This is a genomic window from Alkalibacterium sp. 20, from assembly GCF_001885615.1.
Taxonomy (GTDB): domain Bacteria; phylum Bacillota; class Bacilli; order Lactobacillales; family Carnobacteriaceae_A; genus Alkalibacterium.
The window spans coordinates 36,520-46,718 of the sequence record NZ_LSRN01000021.1 but is presented as its reverse complement, the minus strand read 5'-3'; the positions used below and the strand labels follow the sequence as shown (position 1 = coordinate 46,718).

At 43.5% G+C, this 10,199-nt stretch carries 10 protein-coding genes; 8 read left to right on the top strand and 2 right to left on the bottom strand.

Annotated elements, in window-relative coordinates; all coding sequences use genetic code 11:
* Nucleotides 1-126 precede the first annotated feature (126 nt).
* Nucleotides 127-687: a TetR/AcrR family transcriptional regulator gene (locus tag AX762_RS03765; RefSeq protein WP_071847828.1), complete on the top strand. Its 561-nt coding sequence runs from the start codon at nucleotides 127-129 to the stop codon at nucleotides 685-687.
* Between the two features lie 83 nt (nucleotides 688-770).
* Here AX762_RS03765 and AX762_RS03760 read toward each other — a convergent pair whose 3' ends face one another.
* Complete coding sequence (locus tag AX762_RS03760) at nucleotides 771-1,037, bottom strand: hypothetical protein (protein WP_071847827.1); 267 nt, start codon at nucleotides 1,035-1,037, stop codon at nucleotides 771-773.
* Between the two features lie 21 nt (nucleotides 1,038-1,058).
* Nucleotides 1,059-1,511 (bottom strand): flavodoxin, encoded by a 453-nt coding sequence (locus tag AX762_RS03755; RefSeq protein WP_071847826.1) that lies wholly within the window; start codon nucleotides 1,509-1,511, stop codon nucleotides 1,059-1,061.
* 256 nt (nucleotides 1,512-1,767) lie between these two features.
* Between AX762_RS03755 and AX762_RS03750 the strand changes: the two genes are divergently transcribed.
* From AX762_RS03750 to AX762_RS03720, 7 genes are all read left to right on the top strand, one after another.
* Nucleotides 1,768-3,204 (top strand): glycoside hydrolase family 1 protein, encoded by a 1,437-nt coding sequence (locus tag AX762_RS03750; protein WP_071847825.1) that lies wholly within the window; start codon nucleotides 1,768-1,770, stop codon nucleotides 3,202-3,204.
* 114 nt (nucleotides 3,205-3,318) lie between these two features.
* Complete coding sequence (locus tag AX762_RS03745; RefSeq protein ID WP_071847824.1) at nucleotides 3,319-4,227, top strand: diacylglycerol kinase family protein; 909 nt, start codon at nucleotides 3,319-3,321, stop codon at nucleotides 4,225-4,227.
* 247 nt (nucleotides 4,228-4,474) lie between these two features.
* Nucleotides 4,475-5,092, top strand: coding sequence for a hypothetical protein (locus AX762_RS03740; protein ID WP_071847823.1), 618 nt, complete (start codon nucleotides 4,475-4,477; stop codon nucleotides 5,090-5,092).
* Nucleotides 5,093-5,144: 52 nt separating this feature from the next.
* Complete coding sequence (locus AX762_RS03735) at nucleotides 5,145-5,762, top strand: hypothetical protein (protein ID WP_071847822.1); 618 nt, start codon at nucleotides 5,145-5,147, stop codon at nucleotides 5,760-5,762.
* A 591-nt stretch (nucleotides 5,763-6,353) separates the two neighbouring features.
* The gene (locus AX762_RS03730) at nucleotides 6,354-7,265 is read left to right on the top strand and encodes a nuclease-related domain-containing protein (protein WP_071847821.1); all 912 of its coding nucleotides are present in this window, start codon (nucleotides 6,354-6,356) and stop codon (nucleotides 7,263-7,265) included.
* A gap of 701 nt (nucleotides 7,266-7,966) precedes the next feature.
* Nucleotides 7,967-8,722: a type I methionyl aminopeptidase gene (gene map, locus AX762_RS03725; RefSeq protein WP_071847820.1), complete on the top strand. Its 756-nt coding sequence runs from the start codon at nucleotides 7,967-7,969 to the stop codon at nucleotides 8,720-8,722.
* Nucleotides 8,723-8,945: 223 nt separating this feature from the next.
* On the top strand, nucleotides 8,946-10,190 hold the full coding sequence (locus AX762_RS03720; protein ID WP_071847819.1) for a CinA family nicotinamide mononucleotide deamidase-related protein: 1,245 nt from the start codon (nucleotides 8,946-8,948) through the stop codon (nucleotides 10,188-10,190).
* Nucleotides 10,191-10,199 lie beyond the last annotated feature (9 nt).

Below are 10,199 nucleotides of genomic sequence, written 5' to 3'. Positions count from 1 at the left end.
TATGACAAAGTAATTAAATTTTTAAACTGTTTTAAAAGTCTTTATTCTAAAAGTTAAATATGTTATACTAGCAATCATTATAGGGTAAGAGAGGTTAAAAAATTATTAATAAGGGAGTATAAGAAGGTGCCTAGAAAAAGGAGAATTTTGAAAGAACATATTTTAGATGCTGCTTTGGAATTAATAAAAGATGAGGGCTTCAGTCATTTCACAGCGCGACGCATTGCCGAGTATCTTAATGCATCGACTCAACCCATTTATAAAGAATTTAAAAACATGGATGACTTGAAAGATAATTTACTTGATTATGTAAAAGAAAGCATCCAGGAAGATGTATTCAAAATATCTGATCAGGATACTAATTTAAAAGATATGTGTGCGAATTACGTACGTTTCGCTAAAGAAGAAGGGACTCTTTTCTGCGCTCTCTTTTTGGGTGGAGCATCATCATCTAGCCCCTTACATGAGTGTGCCTTCGATTCATTAAACCAGGTGATGGATCAGATGGAAGAATTAGATTCGAGAAATAGTTCGGAAAAAAAGGCGCTTATAGATATCATTTGGCCTTCTATTCATGGAATGGCTGTATTAACTGCCCAGGGGCAATTTGATTACAGTGACAAAGAGATTACAGATAAAGCCGATCGCGTAGTTACCTATTCGTTAGCCGCTTGGCAGAATGTTTAAAGAAGTTTAGTTGTAGTAAATTGAAAAAGGCTTGAATAAGAGGTATGAAACCTCCTAATCAAGCTTTTTTTTTGTTCATTTAATTAAAATTGAACCGAATCGGTATCTTTTGCCGAGCCTGCACGGCCGGTCATACCGTCGCTCATTTTCATATCCTCTTCTTCATTCTTATACCTTTGAGCAGTATCGATATGACGGTAGCCAGATCCGAGTGCCCATAAAACGGACGGTTTGACTTCGTTATTACTGGCCTGCCATGTTCCAAAACTAACTTTCGGAATGGTCAAACCATTCCGAAAGTTGACCAGTGCAACAACACACATTCGTTGTTGCTGCCAAGCACCCTTCATTCGCTACTTCAAAACTAATACTTACTGATTTTTGTAAGCGGCCAATACTTTCTCGGCAAAAATTTTCAAGTTCTCAATGTCTTCGGCTTCAGGATTTAAATTCACTTTGACATTTTCAGCACCTTTTTTTGCACCGGTCTTTTCAAATTGCTCATCAAAATCATTCACTGATTTACAGTATTTCTCATAAAATGTATCACCCGAACCAAAGCAGCCGAAGATCTTTCCTGTTAAATCCACGTCTTCAAGTTCTTCATAAAAGTCAACGATCTCATCCGGTAAATCTGCATCGGTTCCGTAGGTGTATGTGCCAACCAACACAATGTCGACACCTTTCAAATCTTCAGGATCAGCAAAGACGCTTTCGACTAATTCGACCTCAGCTCCCAATTCTTTAAACGTTTCTTCCAAAATTTCCGCACATTCTTCCGTGTTCCCTGTCAAACTCGCATACACGATCATCACGCTCGGCATAGCTTTCACTCCTCGTATTGTATTCTTTTATGTAACAACGTACGACTTAATTTCATCCTAAAAAAGGATACCATTTTAGGTGGAGATTTTCAATGAATGCCCATTGGAAGGACAGCTATTAAATTCAAGAATGTTTTTCTTGAGATTGCTGAATGAGAACGGTTATACTGCTTGGGTAAGGGTCAGCGAGACATGGAAACGAACACCATTTCCATGTGATAACGATTTTATGAAAAAAAATTTAAGGAGTGAGTCAATGTTTCATAAACAACTGGATGCCTTTCCAGAAGATTTCTTGTGGGGATCCGCATCTGCTGCTTATCAAATTGAAGGGGCAATGAAAGAAGACGGAAAAGGGGAATCTGTTTGGGATAAATTCGTTCAGATTCCTGGTAAGACGTTTAAAGGCACGACGGGAGAAGTTGCAGTTGACCATTATCACCGTTACAAAGAAGACATCAAACTGATGGCGGATCAGGGACTGAAAGCCTATCGCTTCTCTATTGCCTGGGCACGTGTGATTCCAGACGGGGACGGTAAAGTGAACGAAAAGGGACTCGAATTTTACGACAACTTGATCAATGAGTTATTGAAATACGGTATCGAGCCGCTCGTCACCTTGTATCACTGGGATATACCGCAAGCCCTGCAGGATAAATACGGCGGATGGGAAGATCGTCAAGTGATCGAAGACTTTACCCGCTATGCTGAAATAATTTTCAATCGTTACACTGACAGAGTGAAGTACTGGGTCAGTTTAAATGAACAGAATGTTTTCATCAAACTCGGCTACAGCATGGCAGCTCATCCACCGAATGTCACCGATGAAAAGCGCATGTATGCGGCGAATCATATTGCGCATCTGGCAAATGCTTCCGTCATCAAACGCTTCAGAGAACTCGATATGACGGGAATGATTGGTCCGAGTTTTGCTTATGGCCCATCGTACGCTTTAGACAGCCATCCACTGAACCAACTGGCAGCGGAAAACAACGAAGAATTTAATGAACATTTATGGATGGATATTTATGTGTGCGGTGAATACCCGTCCGTTGTCTGGAAGTATCTGGAACGCAACAACTTGACGCCGGATGTTCAACCCGGTGACATGGAACTGCTCAAGGCGGGCAAACCTGATTTCATGGGACTGAACTATTACCAGACCGCGACCGTTGAAGCGAATCCGCTGGACGGCGTGGCTGAGGGTAAAATGAACACGACCGGTAAAAAAGGAACGAGCCAAACAAGCGGAGTTCCCGGCATGTATAAATCAGCTGAAAATCCATTCATCGAAAAAACCGACTGGGACTGGGATATTGATCCAACCGGTCTGCGCATAGCGATGCGTCGCATCAACAGCCGCTATCATATGCCGATTCTAATTACTGAAAATGGTTTAGGCGCCTATGATGATCTGGAAGCGGACGGTACGGTCCACGACGACTACCGCATCGACTTCTTAAGAAACCACGTTACAGCAATCCAAGAAGCGGTCACGGACGGAGTGGACGTTTTAGGTTACTGTACATGGAGCTACACTGATCTGCTCAGCTGGATGAACGGCTACCAGAAACGTTACGGCTTTGTTTACGTTGACCGTGAAGAACTGGATGAAAAAGAACTCAAGCGTTACAAAAAAGACAGTTACTTCTGGTACAAAAAAGTGATCGAATCAAACGGAAAAGAATTATAATCGAATTAAACGGAAATGGTCTCGGAATACCGAGGCCATTTTTTTAGCATATTGAGAGACTTTAAAGTAAAATGAAGCTTGCAATGATGAATTTACTTTAAGGAGTTTGAAACTATGACTAAAGCAGTTGTAATCGTTAACCCAACCAGTGGCCGTGAAGAAGGCGAGGAATACGGTCCTCAAGCTAAAGCCGAACTTGAAAAATTATACGATGAAGTGGAACTGAAATGGACAGAAAAAGCCGGAGACGCCATGGTGTTTGCCCGTGAAGCCGCGCGCGCTCATGTGGACGCGATTTATGCCTTAGGTGGTGACGGGACAGTGAACGAATGCGTGAACGGTATTGCGCCTGAAGAAAACCGACCAGCCTTTGGTTTCATCCCGCTAGGTACCGTCAATGACTTGGGCCGTGTTCTGGAGATCCCGATGAACCCGGACAAAGCAATCAAAGCCTTAACGAACCGCAAGAAAAAAGCAATCGATATCGGAAAATTGAATGACACGTATTTTATCGATATCGTCGCTATCGGATCCATTCCTGAAGCCGTTCATAGTGTACCGATCGAGAAGAAGACCAAGTTAGGTCCACTTGCGTATTTTTTGGAAGGTGTGAAAGCCATTTCTGAAAAAGAAGTGTATTCGTTCCAATTCGATATCAACGGTGAAACCACAGAAGTGGATTCCTTCCTGGTGCTTATTGCCTTAACAAATTCCGTGGTAGGGATCCAAACGATGATCCCAGACGCACGCGTGGACGACGGCTACTTGCACCTGGTAGCGTTAGAAGGCGGCAATATTGCCGACAAGCTTGATCTGGTACCGAAAGTCTTTTCCGGAAAACTGACCGAGGACGAAAATGTATTTTACCGCAAGTTCGAAGAAGCAAATATCTCTCTCACTGATGAACAAAAAAATGACTCAGTCATCACGAATATCGACGGTGATGAAGGGGATTCACTGCCGATCAAATTAAATGTAATAAAACAGCATATAGAAGTCTTTATACCTGACATGGACGAATAAATAGCGTATACTACAGGCAAGAACTAAGGCAAGCAATCGCTTTCGAGCTTGCACATTTACCAGATGGACCGTCCTCTTATTAAAATTCACTGTTCACCAGATAATCAACCCTTTTTTTCCTTGATTGAATACAATTGCCCCCTATGCTAAAATGGGGAAGGAAAACGGATAAGATGAAGCTTTACCGAACACGACAATTTTTAATAAAGAGAAAAGTAAAATTCATTCAAGAGGACGGTCTTTTATATTGAAAACGAAAGTAAGGGAAATACTGGATTCAGAAGATACGGCCAAAGAAAAAGTTGAATACCTGTGGGGATACTACCGCTGGCACGTGATAATTTCCGTGGTGGCGTTATTTTTTGTGGGCTATCTTTTTGTAGATTGGATGAACCGACCCATCACTGTTTTTCACGTTACGGTACTGGCGCCAGAAGTTTTACAGCAAGAGGCGCCGGACTTAACCAGTGACCTGAATGAACTTTTAAAACCCGAAGGCCGGAACGAGACCGCTTATGCTACCTTTACGGCTCACGGTCGAACGGCCGACCGCTTCGTGGCTCAAATCACCGCGGCAGAGTATGATGTGATCTTGATGAATCAAAGAGACTTTGAAGAGTATGCTGCGAATGATAACATGATGGCATTCCGTTTAAGCGGTTTGTCAGAAGAGGACTATTACCAGCCGGATAACTATGACGAACCGATCGGCATAGATTCAAGTCAGTTAGCGGTATTTGATGGCTATGAGACGACCAAAGACCTGGTTGTCATGATTCCCGGAAACACCAAACGCCGCGATGCCATCGAAGACTTCTTCGAAACCCAAGGCTACGAGATAGAATTCTTCGATACAAACCAATAATTTGATTCATGCTAAGATGGAGAAGAAAAATCACTAAAGAGGACGGTCTTTTATGGCGAAAACAAAAATAAGAGAAATACTGAATTCAGAAGATACCACCAAAGAAAAAATTGACTACCTGTGGGGATACTACCACTGGCACGTGGTGATCGCTGTGTTAGTGGTGTCTCTTGTGGCTTTTATCACGATCGATGCATTCAACCGCACCGAGACAACCTTTCACGTAACAGTTTTTGCAGCAGAAGTCAGTTTTCTAGAAGAAGAACCGTTGATCAGCGATTTGAACGATTTGCTGGAACCGGAAAGCGAGAAAGAGTCAGCCTACGTATCCTTCACACCACAGGGACGCATGGTGGAAGGCTTTATGGCCCGACTCGCTGCAGCAGAGTACGACGTGATCCTGATGGACAAAGAAGCTTATGAAAAATATTCAGAACTTGAAGCCATGCTGGAATTCCGCTTAACGGGTTTGGAGGAAGAGGACTATTACCAACCTGACGTCCATGACGATCCAATCGGCATAGATTCAAGACGGTTACCGGTGTTTGATGGTTATGAAACGACCGAAGACATGATCGTGATGATTCCTGAAAACACCCGTCGCCGCGAAACGGTCAAGGACTTCTTTGAGACCCAAGGCTACGAGATAGAATTCATCGATCAAGACTAATACAATATGGAAAGCCTTCGACTCTCGGGTCGAAGGCCTCTTTTTTGTCTTTGGAAAGACGAAACTGACCGCCACGGGTCAGTTTCCACAACCTTTGAAAGGTTAAAGGGGATATACTCGCTGTTGAGCGAGTATGGATATCATGAAAAGCAAATTTTGCGGTCGGTTCGGTAAGTAGGGATTCAAGTTTGGCCCCAATCTACCGAATATCACCCTATTCGGTAAGTTGCCGCTGCCGCTGTTCAGCTAATTACCGAAGTTGGCATGCCTTCGACACTTTGAAAAAACTTTCGCGCCGCTAATTACTGAACGGAGGCTCATTCAGTAATTAGCGGCGCGTTTAAATTTTCTAACAACCGAACCTGCCCGAACTTCGGCACATTGGGGAGAAGCAACGCTTGCTACTTACCGAACCTGTCACTATTCAACACTTAGAAAAGTGAAATAACCACCAAAGTGTCGAACCCGGATAAAATTGAAGCTGATTTGACGACTTTAGACCTTATTCAAAAGAATATCTCAAAAAACTCAACAATTTTGATGAAAAAATTATCAGTTGGACAATATTAAAGGTGAAGGGGTGAGTGCAAATTGATACTCAAACACAGAGAGAAGTCTAAACTTCATTTAGGACTTCTGGCACTGGATAAACGAATGGAACTGCAGGACACTGATCGGAATTATCTGCTCAATCTTGAGAAGGGGTTTGAAGGAGAGGAACTTTTTGACACGTATGTCAAAAAGTATCTGAATAAAGAAGTGATCGTTTTAAATGATTTGCTGCTGACGAGTCGATCAAGTACGTTCCAAGTGGACAGTATCCTCATTATGTCGGATACGTTATATATCTACGAAATCAAAAACTATAAAGGGAATTATCAAATGAATGCCGGTCAATTGACGACACTCACTGGACAGGAGATCAATAGTCCGCTGAATCAAGTGAGTCGTGCAAAAACGTTGATGAAGCAGTTAATCAAAGATTTAGGTTACGGGTTGAGCGTTGAAGCCTTAGTGATATTTGTGCATCCAACCTTTCATCTGTATCAGGCAAAGTCTTCCGATTCCTTTGTTTATCCGAATCAGATCGAGAAACATTTTAACGCTATCAATCACCGACTAACTTCACTATCTAAAGAACAGCGGTATCTGGCTCAAAAGTTGGTAAAAGAAAATAGAGAATCAGTTCCCTATCAGAAACAGTTACCGGACTTTGAGTATAAAAAGTTAAAGAAGGCTGTATACTGCAAGACATGTGGTGAGAATCAGGTGACTGTGACTCGGAAAAAAAGTTACTGTTTGCTGTGTCAGAACAAACAGGCGCTGGATAAAACAATACTGGAGCATATTGAAGAATTCAAACTGCTTTTCCCAAAAGAAAAACTGACTGCACGATGCCTGTATGACTGGTGCGGCGAACAAATCAGTCCACGCCGGCTAAGGAACGTTTGTAGAAAGCACTATGAAAAGGTAGGAACAACAAGCAACAGCTACTATGAATGAATAAAATATGTAAGCCTTCGACTCTTGAGTCGAAGGCTTCTTTATGAGATTTAGAAAGAAGAAACTGACCGGCGTCAGTTTCTACAGTCATTGAAGTTTAGTGGTGCATACTCGCTGTTAGGCGAGTATGGACATTATAAAGAGCGGTTTTGCGGGTGGTTCGGTAAGTAGGAATTCAAGAGTGGCTCCAATCTACCGAATACCATCCTATTCGGTAGATTGGGGCAAAACCTTTTCAGCTAATTACCGAACTTGGCACATTTTCGACACTTTGAGAAAGGTTGACCGCTGCTAATTACCGAATGGGCCTCCATTCGGTAATTAGCAGTACTTAATCGATTTCAAAGTGCCGAACAGTCACCAACTTCGACACTTTGAAAAAGAGAACCTTCTCCTAACTACCGAACCAGCCGGTATTCGGTAATTAGAACAGACACTACTCATCCTACTTACCGAACTTGAACAAATCACGCGCTAATCACTAAGCAATCACGCACAAACTCAAAAAGCACACACAACTCATGCACAACTCACTCAAGCAACACACAAATTTCCCGAACGCGACCCTTCCAATGCTGTTCATACTCGCCGGCAGCGAGTATGCTCCGTCCGAATAAAGCTCTTTTCAAGAAAAAGGTTTTTTAAACGCCGTTTTTTCGCTATACTGGTAAAGAATAATTTAAAGAAGAGGAGAATGTTTTGTGATTACTTTGAAATCACCTCGCGAAATAGAAGCGATGGATAAAGCCGGCGAAGTGCTAGCTAAAATTCATGAACATTTACGCGATTTTATTAAACCAGGTATAACGGGTTGGGATATCGAAAAATACGTTGAGGAATTAATGGAGAAATACGGCGCGACCCCTGAACAAAAAGGGTTTGAAGGCTATGAATACTCAACCTGTGTCAGCGTGAACGACGAGATCTGTCACGGCTTTCCGCGTAAAGTTGTCTTGCAGCAAGGGGACTTGATCAAAGTGGATATGGTTGTCAACTTGAACGGCGCCTTGGCAGACTCATGCTGGAGCTACAGTGTCGGTGAACCCACGCCGGAACTGAAAAAACTGATGGACGTCACGAGAGAAGCATTGTACAAAGGAATCGAAGCGGCCAAACTGGGTAACCGTATGGGTGACATCGGTCATGCCATTCAAACCCACGTTGAAGCGGAAGGGTTCTCGATTGTCCGCGAATTTATCGGACACGGCATCGGCCCCACGTTGCACGAAGCACCAAGTGTGCCACATTACGGTGAAGCGGGCAAAGGCTCTCGTTTGAAAGAAGGCCTGGTCATCACGATCGAACCGATGGTAAACACCGGGACATGGCGCTCGAAAATGGATAGCAACGGTTGGACAGCGCGCACGAAAGACGGCGGACTCAGCTGCCAGTATGAACACACCATTGCGATCACGAAAGATGGTCCGAGAATCTTAACGAAACAAACAGGCGAATAGCCTCACCAAACTGGATACTAAAAGAGAGAAGTACGCATTGTCGTGCTTCTTTTTCATTAGCATGTTCGCCTAAAGACAACCCACAACAAAGCTTTCCCGGGCACACTTGCACAAATAAGTCACACGTCTAAACTGAAGAAACAAGTTGCAACAGTCTATGCTTTAAACAATAAATTTTGATACAATAAGTTTATGAAGAAACATACTGCAGAGGAGTTTACTTATGAAAACAGAAATCATTTCAGTCGGAACCGAATTACTGATGGGGTTCGTTGTGGATACCAATTCCAGCAAAATTGCTCAAGAACTTTTAAGTATCGGCATCGGGACGTATCACCTGCAAACAGTCGGAGATAATCCCGAACGCATACGAGATGCTTTGGAGCTGGCGTCAAAACGTTCGGACATCATCATCTTGTCAGGCGGGCTTGGTCCCACCCAGGACGATATCACTAAAGAGGTCGTGGCGGAGTTTGTGGGTGATGAATTGGTCGAAGATGAGACACAGCTCGAAAGAATCTTGACAGAATTCAAAAAACGTGGCGAGCAGCCTACAAAAAAGGCTTACAGCGAATCGTTGACTTTCAAACATGGAACCACGCTGCTTAATGACGTGGGTCTGGCTTGTGGGGCCACGTTCGAGTTGGAAAGAGAAGGAACGACACCACAGTATTTCATTCTTCTCCCGGGTGTGCCATATGAAATGGAATATATGCTGAAAAATGGAGTGAAGCCGTACTTGCTGGAAAAAGTTCAGCAGGATGGCGTAATTGATTCCATGTACCTGAATTTCTATGCCATCGGAGAATCAAAAGTGGCCTCCATCTTGGATGAGCGGATCCTAAGTCAGACCAATCCAACGATCGCCATGTATGCCAAACCGCGCCATGTCATGATCCGATTGACTGCCAATGCAGCTGACCCGCAGACCGCACAGCAGATGAACCAGCAAGTGGCTGATGAAATTCTCGCTAAGCTTACATCGTATTTCATCGGGTACGGCGAAGATCAGACCATTGAATCCCGTGTGATCGAATTGTTACAGCAGAAAAAGTTAAGCTTAAGTGTGGTAGAAGGATTTACAGGTGGCCTGCTGATGGATGCCTTGACCGGGATAGCCGGCGTTTCAGCCGTGTTTGAAGGCGGAATCGTTTCGCGTGATCACAAGACCAGTGAAAAACAATTCGACCTGACCGATCTGGGAAGCCAATCCGAAGAAAAGGTAGTAATGCAATTAGCTGAACAATGTGCCGAAAAATTTCAGACGGATGTCGGACTGGGCGTCAGTGCCAGCACCGAATTGGATCCATCCGGCCAGCGCCTGTCAGGAACGGGCTTCGTGGCCATCGCCAGAAAAGACGAAGCTACACTAATGAAAAAGATTCCGTTCCAGACGCTGCCGGAACAGGTTTTGCGCGGCATTCTAAAAAACGAAGCACTGGCATTTCTGAAAGAGGCAGTGGAATAAAGATAAAAA

Excerpts from the sequence above, each read along its gene's own strand:
- AX762_RS03745 (WP_071847824.1), top strand. The coding sequence starts at position 3,319 with ATGACTAAAGCAGTTGTAATCGTTAACCCAACCAGTGGCCGTGAAGAA.
- AX762_RS03735 (WP_071847822.1), top strand. The coding sequence starts at position 5,145 with ATGGCGAAAACAAAAATAAGAGAAATACTGAATTCAGAAGATACCACC.
- AX762_RS03755 (WP_071847826.1), bottom strand. The coding sequence starts at position 1,511 with ATGCCGAGCGTGATGATCGTGTATGCGAGTTTGACAGGGAACACGGAA.
- AX762_RS03720 (WP_071847819.1), top strand. The coding sequence starts at position 8,946 with ATGAAAACAGAAATCATTTCAGTCGGAACCGAATTACTGATGGGGTTC.
- AX762_RS03760 (WP_071847827.1), bottom strand. The coding sequence starts at position 1,037 with ATGAAGGGTGCTTGGCAGCAACAACGAATGTGTGTTGTTGCACTGGTC.
- AX762_RS03750 (WP_071847825.1), top strand. The coding sequence starts at position 1,768 with ATGTTTCATAAACAACTGGATGCCTTTCCAGAAGATTTCTTGTGGGGA.